Here is an 18,271-nt window from a genome sequence, read left to right on the forward strand (position 1 = left end):
GTCCGCCGCCGCATGCCCTTGCGCGAACTGCTGCCCGACGTGGCCGGCGTTCCCGCGGACCTGGAAATCACCGGGCTTACCCTGGACAGCCGCAGCGTGCGCGCCGGCAACGCCTTCGTCGCGATCGCCGGTTTCGGCGCGCACGGGCTGAAGTTCGTCGCCCAGGCGCGCGCCGCGGGCGCGAGCGCGATCCTGTTCGAACCGCCGGCGCCCGCCGACCTGCCGGCGCCCGCCGACGCCATCGCCGTGCCCGGTTTGCGCGCGCGCCTGGGCGAGATGGGCGACCGCTTCCACGGCCGGGCCAGCGAGGCGATGACCGTGGTCGGGGTGACCGGCACCAACGGCAAGACCTCGACCGTGCAGCTGCTGGCGCAGGCCTGGACCTTGCGCGGCCTGCGCTGCGGCACCATCGGCACGCTCGGTGCCGGACTTTACGGCGAGGTCGTGCCGACCGGCTTCACCACGCCTTTGGTGTTGCAGTTGCACGAGCTGCTCGCCGAAATGCACGACGCCGGCGCCCAGGCCGTGGCGATGGAAGTCAGCTCGCACGCGCTCGACCAGGGCCGCGTCGACGGCACCCATTTCGATGTCGGCGTGTTCACCAATCTCACCCGCGATCACCTCGACTACCACGGCGACATGGCCAGCTACGGCGCGGCCAAGGCGCGCCTGTTCGCGTGGCCGGGCCTGAAGGCCGGCGCGATCAACCTCGACGACGAGTTCGGCCGCGGTTTGCACGCGAGCCTGCCGGCGACGGTGCGCGCGATCGGCCTGAGCTCGCGCGGCGCGGACCAGGCGCAGCTGCGTGCCGAGCGGCTGAGCTTCGATAACCGCGGTATCGGCTTCGATCTGGTGGTCGACGGCCAGGCCCATGCGGTGGTCTCGCCGCTGCTGGGCCGCTTCAACGTCGACAACCTGCTGGCCGTGGCCGGCGCGCTGTATGCGCTCGGCGACGCGCCGGCGCAGATCGCCGCGACCCTGTCGCAGCTGCAGCCGATCCACGGCCGCATGAACCGCCTCGGCGGCGACGCCGGCCGTCCGTTGGTGGTGATCGACTACGCCCACACCCCCGATGCGCTGGAGCAGGCGCTGACCTCGCTGCGCGGCCACGCGCGCGCGCGCCTGATCTGCGTGTTCGGCTGCGGCGGCGAGCGCGACCGCGGCAAGCGTCCGCAGATGGCGGCGATCGCCGAGGCCCGCGCCGACACGGTCGTGGTCACCGACGACAACCCGCGCCGCGAAGACGGCGATGCCATCGTCGCCGACATCGTCGCCGGCTTCGCCCATCCCGAGCGCGCGATCGTGCTGCGCGACCGTGCCGCGGCGATCGCGCGCGCGATCGCCGATGCCGGTCCGGACGACATCGTGCTGGTCGCCGGCAAGGGCCACGAGCCTTACCAGGAAATAGACGGCGTGCAGCATCCCTTCGACGACACTCGCATCGCGCATGCGGCGCTGGAGGCGAGGCCATGAAGCGGCTGCGCCTGTCCGAGATCGCGCGCATGACCGGCGGCCGCCTGCACGGCGAGGACGCCGTGGTCGCCGCAGTCGTCACCGATACCCGCGCCCTGGCCGAGGCGGGCGACGCCCTGTTCGTCGCGCTCAAGGGCGAGCGCTTCGACGGTCACGACCATGTCGGCGCCGCGGCCGCCGCCGGCGTGGCCGGCGCATTGGTGTCGCGCCAGCTCGATACGGCGCTGCCGCAGGTGATCGTCGCCGACACCGAGCGCGCGCTGGCCGCCTTCGCCACCGCGGTGCAGCGCGAGCGCACGGCCACGACCACGCTGGCGATCACCGGCAGCAGCGGCAAGACCAGCGTCAAGAACCTGACCATCGCGATCCTCGAACGCGCCGGCCGCGCCTACGCGACGCCGGGCAACCGCAACAACGAGATCGGCATGCCGCTGGCGGTGCTGGCCGCGCCCGAGGACGCGCAGTTCGCGGTCTACGAGATGGGCACCGGCGCGCCCGGCGATATCGCCTACCTGACCGCGATCGCGCCGCCGCGCGTGGCCGTGGTCAACAACGTCGCGCCCGCGCACCTGGAGCGCATGGGCAGCCTGCTCGCGATCGCCGATACCAAGGCCGCGGTCTACGACACGCTGCCGCCGGACGGGGTCGCGGTGATCAACGCCGACGATGCGTTCGCGCCGTTCTTCGCCGAACGCGCGCACGGCCGTCGCCTGATCCGTTTCGGCCTGGACACCAGCGCCGACGTGAGCGCGCGCGACATCCGCCTGGGCGAGGAAGGTTCGCAGTTCGTGCTGACCACGCCGCAGGGCGAGGCCGCGATCGCGCTCGCCATCCCCGGCCGCCACAACGTGCGCAACGCGCTCGCGGCCGCATCGCTGGCGCTGGGCGCAGGCGTGGCCCTGGCGACCATCGCCGAGGGCCTGAACGCCGCGCGTCCGGTGTCCGGGCGCCTGGTCACGCATCGCCTGCGTAGCGGCGCGGTGCTGATCGACGACAGCTACAACGCCAATCCCGGTTCGGTGGCCGCGGCCATCGACACGCTCGCCGATGCCACCGCGCACGGCCGCGCGGGCGAGGGCTGGCTGGTGCTGGGCGACATGCGCGAGCTCGGCCCGGACGGTGCGGCGATGCACGCCGAGGCCGGCCGACGTGCCAAGGGCGCCGGCCTCAAGCGCCTGTTCGCGCTGGGTCCGCTCAGCGTCGAAGCGGCGCGCGCATTCGGCGAAGGCGCCACGCATTACCAAAGCCATGAGGCGCTGTCGCAGGCGCTCGCGGCGGAGCTGCGCGAGGGTGTGCGCGCGCTGGTGAAGGGGTCGCGCGGTAGCGCGATGGATCGGATCGTGACTGCGCTGCTGGCCAGCGACGCGTCGCCGGATGGGGAGGAATCGACGCATGCTGCTTGAACTGACGCGCTGGCTGGAACAACTGCAGAGCCTGTTCGGTCTGTTCGGATACCTGACGTTCCGCGGCATCCTCAGCGCGCTGACCGCGCTCGGGCTGTCGTTGTGGTGGGGGCCGGCGGTGATCCGCAAGCTCGCCCAGTACAAGGGCGGCCAGCCGATCCGCAAGGACGGCCCGCAGTCGCACTTCTCCAAGGCCGGCACGCCGACCATGGGCGGGGCGCTGATCCTGATGACCGTGCTGGCCTCGGTGCTGCTGTGGGGCGACCTGCGCAACCGCTACGTCTGGCTGGTGATCGCGGTGATGCTCGCGTTCGGCGCGATCGGCTGGTACGACGACTGGATCAAGATCGTGCACCGCGATCCCAACGGCCTGAAGTCGCGCTGGAAGTATCTGCTGCAGTCGATCTTCGGCCTGGCCGCGGGCGTGTTCTTGTACTACACCGCCGATGCCCCGGCCGCGACCACCTTCTACATCCCGATGCTGAAGTCGGTCGCGCTGCCGCTGGTGGGCGTGAGCTTCATCGCGATCGCCTACTTCTGGATCGTCGGCTTCTCCAACGCGGTCAACCTGACCGATGGCCTGGATGGTCTGGCGATCATGCCGACCGTGCTGGTCGCCTGCGCGCTGGGCGTGTTCGCCTACGCCTCGGGCAACGCGGTGTTCTCCAACTACCTGCAGATCCCGCAGGTACCGGGCGCGGGCGAGCTGGTGATCATCTGCGCCGCGATCGCGGGCGCCGGCCTGGGCTTCCTGTGGTTCAACACCTATCCGGCGATGGTGTTCATGGGCGACATCGGTGCGCTGGCGCTGGGCGCGGTGCTCGGCACCGTCGCGGTGATCGTGCGCCAGGAACTGGTGCTGGTGGTCATGGGCGGCGTGTTCGTGATCGAAACGCTGTCGGTGATGATCCAGGTCGCCTCGTTCAAGCTCACCGGCAAGCGCGTGTTCCGGATGGCGCCGATCCATCACCACTTCGAGCTTAAGGGCTGGCCCGAGCCGCGCGTGATCGTGCGCTTCTGGATCATCTCGGTGGTGCTCGTCCTCGTCGGCCTGGCGACCTTGAAGGTGCGCTGATGAACGACTCCGCCGCTCGCCAGGCAACACGACTGGACGCCATCCACGGACGCTACGATCCGTGGCTGCTGGCGGTGTCGTGCGCGCTGGCCTGCGTCGGTCTGGTCATGGTCGGCTCGGCTTCCATCGGCGTGGCCGACGGCCACGACGTCGGGCCGTTCTACTTCCTGACCCGGCACGCGGTGTTCCTGGCGATCGGCCTGGTCGCGGCGGTGTGGCTGATGCGCACCGAACTCAAGACCATCGAGCAGCACAACCAGCTGCTGTTGCTGGTGTGCCTGGCCCTGCTGCTGGCGGTGTTCGTGCCCGGCATCGGCAAGAGCGTCAACGGCGCGCGCCGCTGGCTCAACCTGGGCGTGTCGAATTTTCAGGCCGTGGAAGCGGTCAAGCTGCTCTACATCCTGTGGCTGGCGAGCTATCTGAAGCGCTTCAGCGAGGATATCTCGGCGACCTGGCTGGCGATGCTCAAGCCGATCGGCGTGGCCGTGGTGCTGGTGGCGATGCTGCTGATGCAGCCGGACTTCGGTTCCTCGTCGCTGATCCTGGCGATCACTGCCGGCATGCTGGTGCTGGGCGGCGTGAACATGCCGCGCATGTTCGGCCCGGTGCTGATCGGCCTGCCGGTGCTGGCGATCGTCGCGATCGCCGAGCCCTACCGCGTGAGCCGTCTGACCTCGTTCCTGAATCCCTGGGCGGATCCGTTCAAGACCGGCTACCAGCTCACCAACGCGCTGATGGCGGTCGGCCGCGGCGAATGGCTGGGCGTGGGCCTGGGCGCGTCGGTGCAGAAGCTGTCGTACCTGCCCGAGGCGCATACCGACTTCATCCTGGCGGTGATCGCCGAGGAGTTCGGTTTCCTCGGCGTATGCCTGGTGGTCGGCCTGTACGCGCTGCTGGCCGGGCGCGCGTTCTGGATCGGATTGAAGTGCGTCGAGATGCGCCGCCACTTCTCCGGCTACATCGCCTTCGGTATCGCCCTGTGGATGAGCCTGCAGAGCTTCGTCTCGATCGGCGTGAACCTGGGCTTGCTGCCGACCAAGGGCCTGACCCTGCCGATGATTTCCTACGGCGGCTCCAGCGTGATCATGACCTGCGCCGCGCTGGGCGTGCTGCTGCGGGTGTCCTACGAGCTCGACCGCGCCCAGCGTCAGGTCGCGCGCCTGCGCAACGAGGCCGCGCAGCCTTCGGCCGGCGTGCCGGCGACCGCCAATCCGCTGCCGGGCGTCGCTGGCGATCCCGCGCGCGGCACCAGCCGCCTGCGCCAGCGCGCCGAACCCAGCCTGGGGAGGACGACGGCATGAGCGTGCACAGCGCTGCCACCGACTCCGACCTGCATCCGGTGATGATCCTCGCCGGCGGCACCGGCGGGCATATCTTCCCGGGGCTCGCGGTCGCGCATGCGCTGATCGCGCGCGGCGCGCCGGTGCTGTGGCTGGGCGCCGACGGCGGCATGGAAACGCGGCTGGTGCCGCAGCACGGCATCGCCATCGACACCATCGCGGTGCGCGGCATCCGCGGCAAGGGCGTGGCCGCTCTGCTGGCGGCGCCGTTCAAGGTGCTATCGGCGGTGCGTGCAGCGGCGCAAACCCTGCGCGAGCGTCAGCCGTGCGCGGTGATCAGCTTCGGCGGTTACGCCGCCGGGCCCGGCGGCATCGCTGCGCGCCTGGCCGGCATTCCGTTGATCGTGCACGAACAAAACCGCGCCCCCGGCATGACCAACCGCGTGCTCGCGCGTTTCGCCCGCCACGTGCTGACCGGTTTCCCGGACACCTTCACGAACCGCAACGAAGAAGTCGTCGGCAATCCGGTACGCGCCGAGATCGCCGCGGTCGCGCCTCCGGCCGAACGCTTCGGCGGACGCAGCGGGCCGCTGCGCCTGCTGGTGCTGGGCGGCAGCCAGGGCGCGCGCGCGCTCAACGCCGCCGTGCCCAAGGCGATCGCCGGTCTGCATGGCCGCCTGAGCTGCGAGGTGCGTCATCAGTGCGGCGAGAAGCTGCGCGACGACGCGGTGCGCGCCTATGCCGACGCCGGCGTGACCGCTTCGGTCGAACCGTTCATCGCAGACATGGCCGCCGCCTACGCCTGGGCCGATCTGGTGATCTGCCGGGCCGGCGCGCTGACCCTGGCCGAGCTGTGCGCCGTCGGCGTCGGCAGCGTGCTGGTGCCGTTCCCGCAGGCGGTCGACGACCACCAGACCAAGAACGCGCAGTACCTGGTCGATCGCGGCGCGGCCCAGCTGCTGCCGCAGAGCACCGATCTGGCCGAACGCATCTCGGCCACCATCGAAATTCTCGGCGAGCGCGAGGGCCTGCTGCAGATGGCCATCGCCGCGCGCGCCCTGGCCAAACCCGACGCGGCCGAACGGGTCGCCGACATCGTCCTGGAGCAATCGAACATGAGGAAGCCGGCATGAGTACGGCCCTGCGCCGCCGGCTGCAGCACACGGGCGATCTGGCCAAGGCCTTTCCGCGCGTGCACTTCGTCGGCATCGGCGGCACCGGCATGAGCGGTATCGCCGAGGTGATGTGCACGCTGGGCTATCAGGTGTCCGGCTCGGACATGGCCGACAACGCGGTCACCCGCCGCCTGGCCTCGCTGGGCATCGCCGTGCACCGCGGCCATGCCGCCGCCAACGTGCTCGGCAGCGACTGCGTGGTCGTGTCCAGCGCGATCAAGCGCGACAACCCGGAACTGATGGAAGCGCGCGCTCAGCGCATTCCGGTGGTGCCGCGCGCCGAGATGCTGGCCGAGCTGATGCGCTTCCGCCGAGGCATCGCCGTCGCCGGTACCCACGGCAAGACCACGACCACCTCGCTGGCCGCGAGCGTGCTCGGCGAGGGCGGCATCGATCCGACCTTCGTGATCGGCGGACAGCTGCTCGCCGCCGGCGCCAACGCGCGCCTGGGCGGCGGTCAGTGGCTGGTGGCCGAGGCCGACGAGAGCGACGGCAGCTTCCTGCGCCTGAACCCGCAGATCGCGATCGTCACCAACATCGACGCCGATCACCTGGAGAACTACGGCGGCGACTTCGCCAAGGTGCTGGCCGCGTTCGAGGAATTCCTGCACCGCCTGCCGTTCTACGGCCTGGCGGTGCTGTGCATCGACGACCCCAAGGTCGCCGCGCTGGCCGCGGAAACGCCGCGCCACGTGATGACCTACGGCTTCGACGAGGCCGCCGACGTGCGCGCCGAGGATGTCGAGCAGCACGGTCCGAACATGCGTTTCACCCTATGCCTGCCGGACGCGACCCGCACCGAGGTGACGCTGGCCCTGCCGGGCCGGCACAACGTCCAGAACGCCCTGGCCGCGGCCGCGGTGGGCTGGCAGCTGGGCGTGCAGCCGGACGCGATCGCGCGTGCGCTGCAGAACTTCGCCGGCATCGGCCGCCGCTTCAACCTGCTCGCACAGTTGCGCACCGCCAAGGGCGCGACCGTGCAGCTGGTCGACGACTACGGCCATCACCCGAAGGAACTCGAGGCGGTGTTCGCCGCCGCCCGCGGCGGTTGGCCGGACAAGCGCCTGGTGGTGGCGTTCCAGCCGCACCGTTACAGCCGCACCCGCGATCTGTTCGACGAATTCGCCGCGGTGCTGTCCAGCGTCGACGCGCTGGTGCTCACCGAGATCTATCCGGCCGGCGAAGCGCCGATCGCCGGCGCCGACGCCAAGTCGCTGGCGCGCGCGATCCGCGCGCGCGGCCGCATCGATCCGGTCGTGGTCGGCGGTGCCGCCGAGTTGGCCGCGGTACTGCCCGACGTCCTCAACGACGGCGACCTGCTGCTGATGATGGGGGCCGGCGATATCGGTCATGCCGCGCAGCAGATCGCCAGCCAAGGTTTCCAGGGAGAATCCAAGTGAGTTCGCAGTTCGCTCCGCTCCGCGTCACCGATCCGGCCGTGTTCGGACGCGTTGCCGTGCTCATGGGCGGCACCAGCGCCGAGCGCGAGGTATCGCTGGATTCCGGCCGCGGCGTACTCGAAGCGCTGCGCTCGCGCGGCGTCGACGCATTCGCGGTCGACGGCATCCCGGCGCTGATCGAAGCGGTGATCGCCGGTCAACGATCCGGCGCCGGCCGCGTCGACCGCGTGTTCAACATCCTGCACGGCAACAAGGGCGGCGGCGAAGACGGCGTGCTGCAGGGCCTGCTCGAAGCGCTCGGCGTGCCCTACACCGGCTCGGACGTACTCGGCTCGGCGCTGGCCATGGACAAGATCCGAACCAAGCAGGTGTGGATGGCCGAAGGCCTGCCGACCCCGCGCTACAAGCGAATCGCCAAGGGCGACGACGTGCATGCGGCGGCGCGCGAAATCGGCCTGCCGGTGATCATCAAGCCGTCCAGCGAAGGTTCCAGCGTCGGCGTGTCGCGCGTGCTCAACGACGCCGACATCGACGAGGCCGTGGCCCTGGCCGCGCGCTACCCCGGCGAGATGCTGATGGAGCAGATGGTGGTCGGCGACGAGCTGACCGTGGCGGTGCTGATCAACGGCGACGGCTATACCGCGCTGCCGTCGATCCGGATCGTGCCCAAGGGGCTGTGGTACGACTACCACGCCAAGTACATCGCCGACGACACCCAGTACCTGTGCCCGGGCCTGGAGGGCGCGGCCGAGGACGAAATCCGCGACCTGGCGATGCGCGCCTTCGTCGCGGCCGGCTGCAAGGGCTGGGGCCGGGTCGACGTGATGCGCGACCGCGACAGCGGTCAGCTGTACCTGATCGAGGTCAACACCGCGCCGGGCATGACCAGCCATTCGCTGGTGCCCAAGGGCGCGCGCCAGGTCGGGATCGAATACGACGAGCTGTGCTGGCGCGTGCTGGAAGCGACCGTGCGAGGAGGTGCGCCGGCGTGAACGCCATGCTGCGCCTCATCGGTTGGCTGCTCGCGCTGGCACTGGTCGCGCTGCCGGTGGTCGCCGTGCTCAACGGTTGGATCGGCGCCGGCCAATGGCCGCTGCGCAAGCTGCGCGTGACCGGGCAGTTCGATCGGGTCGACGAGGCGCTGCTGCGACGCACGCTGCTGCCGTACGCGCAGCGCGGCTTCTTCGCGGTCGATCTGGCTTCGGCGCAGGGCGCGGTCGCCAGGCTGCCGTGGGTCGAACACGCCGAAGTGCGCAAGCGCTGGCCGGACGTGCTGGAAGTGAGCGTAGCCGAGCACCGTCCGTTCGCGCGCTGGGGCAAGGACCGCTTGCTGTCCGAGCAGGGCCGGCTGTTCCCGTCGCAGGGCGTCGAGGTGCCCAAGGGGCTGCCGCAGTTCGCCGGGCCTGATACGCGCGTGGCCGAAGTGGTCGCGCTTTACAACGAGTCGCGCGCGATGTTCGCGCCGATCGGAATGGACGTGCAGCGGGTCGAGATCGACCAGCGCGGCAGCTGCACGCTCGGCCTGGTCAACGGCGCCGCGCCGGAAGGCACCGAGGTGGTGGTCGGGCGCGATCAGGCGCGCGCGCGGCTGGCGCGCTTCGTGCGGCTGATGCCGCGACTGCTGGCGCAGCGGGTGCAGATCCTCGCCCGCGCCGATCTTCGTTACACCAACGGTTTCGCGCTGTCCTGGGCGCCGATCACGGCGCCCACGGCGGCAACGCAGCAACAGCAGGAAAAGTCATGAATCGCAAAGGCGACAAATCGCTGATCGTCGGTCTCGACATCGGCACCTCGAAGGTGGTCGCGCTGGTGGGCGAGTACTCGCCGGGCAATCCGATCGAGGTCATCGGCATCGGCTCGCACGAATCGCGCGGTCTCAAGCGCGGCGTGGTGGTCGATATCGAGTCGACAGTGCAGTCGATCCAGCGCGCGATCGAAGAGGCCGAGCTGATGGCCGGCTGCGAGATCCGCTCGGTCTACGCCTCGATCTCCGGCAATCACGTGCAGTGCCGCAACTCGCAGGGCATCGCCCCGATCCGCGACGGCGAGGTCACCTACGGCGACCTCGACCGGGTGCTGGAGGCGGCCAAGGCGGTGGCGATCCCGGCCGACCAGAAGATCCTGCATGCGATCCCGCGCGACTACGTGCTCGACGATTCGCAGGAAGGCATCCGCAATCCTGTCGGCATGACCGGCGTGCGCCTGGAGGTGCACGCGCACCTGGTGGTGTGCGCGCAGTCGGCCGCGGCCAACATCAGCAAGTGCGTGCAGCGCTGCGGGTTGCAGGTCGACGACCTGATCCTGAGCGTGCTCGCCTCCAGCACCGCGGTGCTGACCAGCGACGAGCGCGAACTGGGCGTGGTCCTGGTCGACATCGGCGCCGGCACCACCGACATCGCGGTGTTCGTGCAGGGCGCGATCGCGCACAGCGCGAGCCTGGCGATCGCCGGCGACAAGGTCACCGAGGACATCGCGCACATGCTGCGCACGCCCACACCCGAGGCCGAGCAGATCAAGGTCCGCTACGCCTGCGCGCTGGCGCAGATGGCGACCGCCGAGGAATCGATCCAGGTGCCCAGCGTCGGCGACCGGCCGCCGCGGCGCATGCCGCGCCACTCGCTGGCGCAGGCGGTGCAGGCGCGCTACGAGGAAATCTTCGAAATGATCCAGGCCGAGCTGCGCCGTTCGGGCTTCGAACAGCACGTGCGCGCCGGCATGGTCCTGACCGGCGGCGCCGCGAAGATGGAAGGCGTGGTCGAGCTGGCCGAGGAAATGCTGCAGATGCCGGTGCGCGTGGGCATTCCGCAGCACGTGACCGGCCTGGGCGAAGTGGTCGGCAACCCGGTCCACGCCACCGGCGTCGGGCTGCTGCTGATGGGCAGCCAGATCGAGCACCCCCGGCGCAGCTCGGTGATCCCGACCGGTCGCGCCGGCAGCTTCTTCAACAAGATCAAGAACTGGTACCGCGGCGAGTTCTGACCGATGCGAACGGTCGTGAGCGACGCGGGTTTCAAGGAATCGAGCCGGGCGACAGCGGCGCCGATTCCCGATCCGGACGCAGGTCCGGATCAAGCGGGCAGGCGAGGGCGGCGAAGGCGAAACGTTTTAAGCGGTATCAGCGAACTATCCATAACTAGCAACACATAACGAGGACGAGGACATGGCACATTTCGAATTGGTTGAAAAAATGGCCCCGAACGCGGTCATCAAGGTCGTCGGCGTGGGCGGCGGCGGCGGTAACGCCGTGGCGCACATGGTCAGCGGCAACGTCGACGGGGTGGAGTTCATCACCGCCAACACCGACGCCCAGGCGATCAAGAACTGCGGCGCCAAGCTGCAGCTGCAGTTGGGCAGCAACGTCACCAAGGGCCTGGGCGCAGGCGCGAATCCGGAAGTCGGCCGTCAGGCTGCGCTGGAAGATCGCGAACGCATCATGGACGCGCTGACCGGCGCCGACATGGTCTTCATTACCGCCGGCATGGGCGGCGGCACCGGCACCGGCGCGGCGCCGGTCGTGGCCCAGCTCGCCAAGGAAATGGGCATCCTGACCGTGGCAGTGGTCACCAAGCCGTTCCCGTTCGAAGGCCGCCGCCGCATGCAGGTCGCGCTCAAGGGCATCGAGGAGCTGTCGCACCACTGCGATTCGCTGATCACGATCCCGAACGAGAAGCTGATCACCGTGCTCGGCCGCAACGCGACCATGATCCAGGCCTTCCGCGCCGCCAACGACGTGCTGCTGGGCGCCGTGCAGGGCATCGCCGACCTGATCGTGCGTCCGGGCCTGATCAACGTCGACTTCGCCGACGTGCGCACCGTGATGTCCGAAATGGGCCTGGCGATGATGGGCACCGGTTCGGCGCGCGGCGACGACCGTGCCCAGGCCGCGGCCGAATCGGCGATCCAGAACCCGCTGCTCGACGACGTCAACCTGTCCGGCGCCAACGGCATCCTGGTCAACATCACCGCCGGTCCGGACTTCACCATGGCCGAGTTCGACGAGGTCGGCCGCACGATCGAGGGCTTCGCCTCCGAAGACGCGACCGTGGTCATCGGCACCGTGCTCGATCCGGACATGCAGGACGAGGTCAAGGTCACCGTGGTCGCCACCGGCCTCAACCGCGTCGCCGCCAAGCAGTCGGTGCGCGGCCAGGGCTACGACCGCGAATCGCAGCGCGCGCCGATCCAGCTGGTGCGCAACGCGACCACCGGTCAGCCGGAGTTCTCGGCCATGGACGAAATGCCGTCCTCGCCGATGCCCAGCTTCGGCGGCAGCCTGCGCGGCGGCTCGCGTCCGATCGAGACCTCGGCCCCGGCCGTGGCCGACTTCGGCAACGACAGCAGCTACCTGGACATCCCGGCGTTCCTGCGCCGCCAGGCGGACTGATCGCAAGACGGTCGCGGCACGGCGCCGCGGCGGTGGGGACGGGATCGCATTCCCGTTCCCGCGGCCGTAGCGCGGCGCCGCGGCCCGCCCGAAACGCTGGCCGGCTTCGTCCCCCGGCCAGCGGCAGCACCCCGCCGCCCGCTCCGGCGCGTGGCGTTTGGACCGGTCGACCCGTCCCTAGGCGGGTCGGCCGGTCGGTTTCTCGGTGCTGGACCACCGGTAGGACAGTGCGTCCTTTCCGTTCAGGTTCAGCTGCCTGCGTGCTAATCTTGCGCGGTTTCGACCCGGCCCCATAGAGATGGAGTCGGTCGCAGGCCCCAAGCTCCAATACCTTCAAGACCGGCCGTTCCCGCCAAGAGCCAGGTATCCACCGATCCATGTTGCGTCAGCGCACCCTCAAGAACGTGATCCGCGCCACCGGCGTGGGCCTGCACAGCGGCGAGAAGGTTTTTCTCACCCTGCGTCCGGCCCCGGTGGACGCCGGCGTCGTGTTCCGTCGCGTCGACCTGGATCCCGTGGTGGAGATTCCCGCGGCCGCGCAGCTGGTCACCGAGACCGTGCTGTGCACCGGCCTGACCCAGGGCCTGGGCAAGGTCATGACCGTCGAACACCTGCTGTCGGCCCTGGCCGGCCTGGGTATCGACAACATCTTTATTGAGCTGTCCGCGGCCGAAGTGCCGATCATGGACGGTTCCGCCGGTCCCTTCGTGTTCCTGCTGCAGTCGGCGGGCATCGCCGAGCAGGAGGCGCCGAAGCGCTTCATCCGCATCAAGCGCCCGATCGAGGTCAGCCACGGCGACAAGGTCGCCCGGTTCGAGCCCTACGACGGCTTCCGCCTGGGCTTCACCGTGGTCTTCGACCATCCGGCGATCCCGGCCTCGCAGTCGCGCGCGGAAGTGGAGTTCTCGACCGAGAATTACATCCGCGAGGTCAGCCGCGCCCGTACCTTCGGTTTCATGCGCGACCTGGAGTACATGCGCGAGCGCAACCTCGGCCTGGGCGGCTCGATGGACAACGCGATCGTGCTGGACGAGTTCCGGGTCCTGAACGACGACGGCCTGCGCTACGCCGACGAGTTCGTGCGCCACAAGATCCTCGACGCGGTCGGCGACCTGTACCTGGCCGGGCGCCCGATCATCGGCGCCTACGAGGGCTACAAGTCCGGTCACGCGCTCAACAACCAGCTCGTGCGCGCCCTGCTGGCCGAGCGTTCGGCTTGGGAAGAAGTCACCTACACCGACGTGGATGCGCCGCCGGTGGCCTACGGCGACCCGGTCACGGCCTGAGCCTGCCACCCGCCCTGGCACAGCCTGGGGACACAGGGTGCACAAAGCATGACCCCAACGTGCGACGGATCACAGACGTGAACGTCCGGTGACGCTTTAACTAAATTTTAACGGTTTCTTACCGAATCTTTAGTGCGTCTTTAACAAATTCAAGGATTTAGGCCGTTAGCATGCCCCGACCCGGCCTGTTGCCGGCGGCGTGCACAGACCGTGCCAGTCGTCGAACGGGGGTCAGGCGGCATCATCCGAGCCCGAAGGATCGGGTTCCTTCAACGATGCCAGGGCGTCCGCCAAAGCTTTTTGCGCGTACGCCGACATGGGTAAGGCTTTCCGGTTCGGCTGCACAGGCAGGGGAACCGGCGCTGTCGTTTTGACGATCAGTTCAGCTGCATCCAGCCCGACGGAACGGGCCGCGTCGAGTAGTTCCGGAGCCGCGAGCCGCAGCTTGGCCCGCCACACCGGAGCATCGACGACAAATACGAGCTTGCCGTTCTCGAAGTTAGCCAGCCGCGCGTGCGCGGCCAGCGAAGGCGGCAAGAGGGGGCGTAACCGTCGGTCCAGACCGTCCAGCCAGAGCGCTCGACGGATCGGGTTCCCCGCCGGCTCCGCGAGCAGCGCTTCGAGCGCGTCGCGAGGGGTCGAGGGGGGGCGCGTTGGTGGTTTGGACTTGGAATCAGACATAGAGCTAATGACCTATCAAACCATCGTAAACAAATCGCGGGCGCAGCTGGGGACGTTCTTCCAGCACGTCGGCCACTTCGGCGGACGCCGTCCTGCCGTAGCGGTCGCCCTGCTCCTGGGTACCGGCGTGGCGCTGGGCGCCGGCGCCGGCATCGCCGACAACGTCATGCTGCGCGCCCAGGTGCGCGAGCAGCAGGCCCAGATCGACGCCACCCGGCGCGACGCCCAGCGCGAGATCAACGCCCTGGCCGCACGCATGGGCGAGCTGCAGGCCGAGGCCAACCGCCTCAATGCCCTCGGCGAGCGGCTGACCCGGATCGGCCAGCTGCAGGACGGTGAGTTCGATTTCAACAAGCCGGTCGGTCAAGGTGGCGCGGGCCCGGTCCGCGACATGCCCAAGGCGGAATTATCGATGGGCATGGCCAAGCTGGACGGCCAGTTCAAGGCTTCCGGCGAGCAGCTCTCGGTGCTGGAGTCGCTGCTGTTCAACCGCCAGCTCGACATGAACGCGGTGCCTTCGCGCGCCCCGATCGCCAACAGCTATATCACCTCCGGCTTCGGCGGCCGCGCCGATCCGTTCAACGGCGGTAGCGCCTTCCACAAGGGCATCGACTTCGAAGCCGACGTCGGCGACCCGGTGCTGGCCGTGGCCGACGGCGTGGTCAGCTATTCCGGCGTGCGTTCGGGCTACGGCAACGTGGTCGAGGTCGACCACGGCAACGGCTACGTGACCCGCTACGCGCACAACTCGCGCCTGCTGCTCAAGGTCGGCGAGCTGGTCCGCGCGGGCCAGGAAGTCGCCAAGGCCGGCTCCACCGGCCGTTCGACCGGCGCCCACGTGCATTTCGAGGTCTGGGAGAACGGTCGGGTCGTGAACCCGGTCAAGTTCTTGAACCAGCAGTCGCCGCTGCGGGGCTGAGGCGAGCCCGCTTGCGAGCCACCGGCTCGCGGGCCTGACGAACGCCCGCCGCGCTGCGGCGGGCCGGAAGCGCCCATCAGCTCACCTCCTTAGCCCGAAGCACCGCCCAACGGCGCCCCATCCGGGCGCCGTTCGCATTTCCAGGCCCCCGCAACGCATGAATACGCCCTCAGCCGCCCGCCATTCCCCCTTGCAAGCACCAGACTCCGGCCCAAGCTAGAATGAGCGTTGGCTTAAGACCAGGCTCGATGCGATCGGGGCGCCACGCGCTCCGATTCCGTCTCTGGACCTTCTCAATCGGGAACTCGTCGGCGGTTAAGCGTTCTTAACGCGTTCCGCCCCCGGATTCCTGTTTCGCTTCACGGACCCGTTCATGCTCAACAGCCTGCTTACCCGCGTTTTCGGCAGCCGCAACGATCGCCTGCTGCGCCAACTGCAACGCTCCGTCGTCAAGATCAACGCCCTCGAACCGGAGATGGAGAAGCTCTCCGACGCGCAGCTGCAGGCCAAGACCCCCGAGTTCCAGCAGCGCATCGCCGACGGCGAGAGCCTGGACAAGCTGCTGCCGGAAGCGTTCGCGGTTTGCCGCGAGGCCTCCAAGCGCGTGCTCGGCATGCGTCATTACGATGTGCAGCTGATCGGCGGCATGGTCCTGCACCTGGGCAAGATCGCCGAGATGCGCACGGGCGAGGGCAAGACCCTGGTCGGCACGCTGCCGGTCTACCTCAACGCGCTCGAAGGCAAGGGCGTGCACGTGGTCACCGTCAACGACTACCTGGCGCGCCGCGACTCGGCCTGGATGGGTCGTCTGTACAATTGGCTGGGCCTGAGCGTCGACGTGGTCTACCCCGGTATGGCGCATAGCGACAAGCACGCCGCCTACGCCGCCGACATCACCTACGGCACCAACAACGAATTCGGCTTCGACTACCTGCGCGACAACATGGCGCTGTCGAAGGAAGACCGCTTCCAGCGCGGCCTGCATTACGCGATCGTCGACGAAGTCGACTCGATCCTGATCGACGAGGCGCGTACCCCGCTGATCATTTCCGGCCCCGCCGACGAGTCGCCGGAGCTGTACATCAAGGTCAACCGCATCGTGCCGTCGCTGATCCGTCAGGAGAAGGAAGACGGCGAGGGCGATTACTGGGTCGACGAGAAGGGCAAGCAGGTGCACCTGTCCGAGTCCGGCCAGGAGCACGCCGAGGACCTGCTGCGCCGCGCCGGCATCCTGCAGGGCGAGGAAGACAGCCTGTACGGCGCCAACAATCTCAGCGTCGTCCACCATCTCAACGCGGCGCTGCGCGCGCATGCGATCTACCAGCGCGACGTCGACTACATCGTGCGCGACGGCGAAGTGGTGATCGTCGACGAATTCACCGGCCGCACCCTGGCCGGCCGACGCTGGTCGGACGGCCTGCACCAGGCGGTCGAGGCGAAGGAAGGCGTGCCGGTCCAGCGCGAGAACCAGACGCTGGCCTCGATCACCTTCCAGAACCTGTTCCGCATGTACAAGAAGCTGGCCGGCATGACCGGTACGGCGGACACCGAGGCTTACGAATTCCAGAGCATCTACGGCCTGGAAGTGATCGTGATCCCGACCCACCGGACCATGGTGCGCAAGGACCATCCGGACCAGGTGTTCCTCAACCGCGCCGGCAAGTACCGCGCGGTGCTCAACGAGATCAAGGACGCGCACAGCCGCGGCCAGCCGGTGCTGGTCGGCACGACCTCCATCGAAGTCTCGGAAATGCTCAGCCAGCAGCTGCGCGAGGCCAACGTCGCGCATGAAGTGCTCAACGCCAAGCAGCACGAGCGCGAAGCCAACATCGTCGCCCAGGCGGGCCGCCCCGGCGCGATCACCATCGCCACCAACATGGCCGGCCGCGGTACCGACATCGTGCTCGGCGGCTCGCTGGAGAGCGAACTGGCGGACCTGGTGGCGCAGAACGACGGTCAGCCGGTCGACGAGGTGACCCATGCGCGCCTGAAGGCCGAATGGCAGCGCCGCCACGACGCGGTCAAGGCCTCCGGCGGCCTGCACATCGTCGGCACCGAGCGGCACGAGTCGCGCCGTATCGACAACCAGCTGCGCGGCCGCGCCGGTCGCCAGGGCGACCCGGGTTCCTCGCGCTTCTATCTGTCGCTCGAAGACAACCTGATGCGCATCTTCGCGGCCGACTGGGTGCAGCGCGTGATGGCGCGCATGGGCCTGAAGGAAGACGACATCATCGAAAGCCCGCTGGTGACCAAGCAGATCGCCAACGCGCAGCGCAAGGTCGAGGCCCACAACTTCGACATCCGCAAGAACCTGCTCGACTTCGACGACGTCAACAACGATCAGCGCAAGGTGATCTACGGCCAGCGCGACGAGCTGCTGGAAGCCGAGAGCGTGCAGGACAACGTCGACGGCATCCGCGAAGACGTGGTCGCCGACCTGGTCGCGCGTTACGTGCCGCCGAATTCGGTCGACGAGCAGTGGGACCTGCCGGGCCTGGAAGCCAGCATCGCCGAAGAATTCGGCGTGCAGGTGGCGCTGGTCGATTTCGCGCGCCAGCACGACGAGCTCGACGCCGAGGGCGTAGCCGCGCGCGTGGTCGAGGCGGTCAATCAGCATTTCGCCGATCGCGAAAACCAGCTCGGCGCGGAGACCATGCGCATGCTGGAGAAGCACATCATGCTCAACGTGCTCGACCAGAACTGGAAGGAGCACTTGGCGCGCATGGACTACCTGCGCCAGGGCATCCACCTGCGCGGCTACGCCCAGAAGCAGCCCAAGCAGGAATACAAGAAGGAAGCCTTCGAGCTGTTCTCGGACATGCTGGAGAAGGTCAAGCGCGAAGTGGTCACGCTGTTGTCGCGCGTGCGCATCCGCAACGAGGAAGAGATCGCGGCGATGGAAGCGCAGGAACGCGCGCAGGCCGAGGCCCAGGCCCGGCAGATGCAGTTCCAGCACGCCTCCGCCGGTGGTTTCGGCGCCGACGAGGAGGCCGCCGAGGTCTCCGAGGAAGCCTTCGCCAACGTCGGCCGCAACGATCCCTGTCCCTGCGGCAGCGGCAAGAAGTACAAGCACTGCCATGGGCAGCTGGCCTGACACTGACCGCCCTCTCCCGTCTGCGGGAGAGGGTGGGCTGAGGGTCGAATCTCCGCGACCGCCGCCGAAGCCGCGCCGGTCGCCACCCCTTTCATGACCAT

General features: G+C 68.9%; 14 protein-coding genes. 13 read left to right on the forward strand and 1 reads right to left on the reverse strand.

What is annotated here, in order from left to right; all coding sequences use genetic code 11:
• Positions 1 to 12: 12 nt before the first annotated feature.
• The 11 genes from ASD78_RS04890 to lpxC all read left to right on the forward strand — a co-directional run bounded on the left by ASD78_RS04890 (position 13) and on the right by lpxC (position 13,476).
• Complete coding sequence (locus tag ASD78_RS04890; protein ID WP_056099834.1) at positions 13 to 1,473, forward strand: UDP-N-acetylmuramoyl-L-alanyl-D-glutamate--2,6-diaminopimelate ligase; 1,461 nt, start codon at positions 13 to 15, stop codon at positions 1,471 to 1,473.
• Positions 1,470 to 2,876 (forward strand): UDP-N-acetylmuramoyl-tripeptide--D-alanyl-D-alanine ligase, encoded by a 1,407-nt coding sequence (gene murF / locus ASD78_RS04895; RefSeq protein ID WP_056098756.1) that lies wholly within the window; start codon positions 1,470 to 1,472, stop codon positions 2,874 to 2,876. The genes ASD78_RS04890 and murF overlap by 4 nt, the downstream gene beginning before the upstream one ends.
• A complete protein-coding gene (gene mraY, locus ASD78_RS04900) occupies positions 2,866 to 3,951 on the forward strand; it encodes a phospho-N-acetylmuramoyl-pentapeptide-transferase (RefSeq protein ID WP_055908605.1) in 1,086 nt (361 codons plus the stop codon). Before murF ends, mraY begins: the two co-directional genes overlap by 11 nt.
• A complete protein-coding gene (ftsW, locus tag ASD78_RS04905) occupies positions 3,951 to 5,252 on the forward strand; it encodes a putative lipid II flippase FtsW (protein WP_055908601.1) in 1,302 nt (433 codons plus the stop codon). Before mraY ends, ftsW begins: the two co-directional genes overlap by 1 nt.
• The gene (gene murG / locus ASD78_RS04910; protein WP_056098758.1) at positions 5,249 to 6,364 is read left to right on the forward strand and encodes an undecaprenyldiphospho-muramoylpentapeptide beta-N-acetylglucosaminyltransferase; all 1,116 of its coding nucleotides are present in this window, start codon (positions 5,249 to 5,251) and stop codon (positions 6,362 to 6,364) included. Before ftsW ends, murG begins: the two co-directional genes overlap by 4 nt.
• 8 nt (positions 6,365 to 6,372) lie before the next feature.
• Positions 6,373 to 7,806, forward strand: coding sequence for a UDP-N-acetylmuramate--L-alanine ligase (murC, locus tag ASD78_RS04915; RefSeq protein WP_055909367.1), 1,434 nt, complete (start codon positions 6,373 to 6,375; stop codon positions 7,804 to 7,806).
• A complete protein-coding gene (locus ASD78_RS04920) occupies positions 7,803 to 8,798 on the forward strand; it encodes a D-alanine--D-alanine ligase (RefSeq protein ID WP_055908597.1) in 996 nt (331 codons plus the stop codon). Before murC ends, ASD78_RS04920 begins: the two co-directional genes overlap by 4 nt.
• The gene (locus ASD78_RS04925; RefSeq protein WP_082575432.1) at positions 8,795 to 9,550 is read left to right on the forward strand and encodes a cell division protein FtsQ/DivIB; all 756 of its coding nucleotides are present in this window, start codon (positions 8,795 to 8,797) and stop codon (positions 9,548 to 9,550) included. The genes ASD78_RS04920 and ASD78_RS04925 overlap by 4 nt, the downstream gene beginning before the upstream one ends.
• Positions 9,547 to 10,785 carry a cell division protein FtsA gene (ftsA, locus tag ASD78_RS04930; protein ID WP_055908594.1) on the forward strand — a complete coding sequence of 413 codons (1,239 nt, stop codon included), beginning with the start codon at positions 9,547 to 9,549 and terminating at the stop codon, positions 10,783 to 10,785. Before ASD78_RS04925 ends, ftsA begins: the two co-directional genes overlap by 4 nt.
• A gap of 181 nt (positions 10,786 to 10,966) precedes the next feature.
• Positions 10,967 to 12,190, forward strand: coding sequence for a cell division protein FtsZ (ftsZ, locus tag ASD78_RS04935; protein ID WP_055908591.1), 1,224 nt, complete (start codon positions 10,967 to 10,969; stop codon positions 12,188 to 12,190).
• Positions 12,191 to 12,567: 377 nt separating this feature from the next.
• Complete coding sequence (gene lpxC / locus ASD78_RS04940; RefSeq protein WP_055908588.1) at positions 12,568 to 13,476, forward strand: UDP-3-O-acyl-N-acetylglucosamine deacetylase; 909 nt, start codon at positions 12,568 to 12,570, stop codon at positions 13,474 to 13,476.
• 231 nt (positions 13,477 to 13,707) lie between these two features.
• Here the strand turns inward: lpxC and ASD78_RS19820 are convergent, their stop codons facing one another.
• Complete coding sequence (locus ASD78_RS19820; RefSeq protein ID WP_156087587.1) at positions 13,708 to 14,157, reverse strand: DUF721 domain-containing protein; 450 nt, start codon at positions 14,155 to 14,157, stop codon at positions 13,708 to 13,710.
• Positions 14,158 to 14,164: 7 nt separating this feature from the next.
• Between ASD78_RS19820 and ASD78_RS04945 the strand changes: the two genes are divergently transcribed.
• A complete protein-coding gene (locus ASD78_RS04945; RefSeq protein ID WP_055908585.1) occupies positions 14,165 to 15,076 on the forward strand; it encodes a M23 family metallopeptidase in 912 nt (303 codons plus the stop codon).
• Between the two features lie 373 nt (positions 15,077 to 15,449).
• On the forward strand, positions 15,450 to 18,170 hold the full coding sequence (gene secA, locus ASD78_RS04950; RefSeq protein WP_056098761.1) for a preprotein translocase subunit SecA: 2,721 nt from the start codon (positions 15,450 to 15,452) through the stop codon (positions 18,168 to 18,170).
• Positions 18,171 to 18,271: the final 101 nt, after the last annotated feature.

Source organism: Lysobacter sp. Root667 (assembly GCF_001427715.1).
GTDB lineage: Bacteria > Pseudomonadota > Gammaproteobacteria > Xanthomonadales > Xanthomonadaceae > Lysobacter.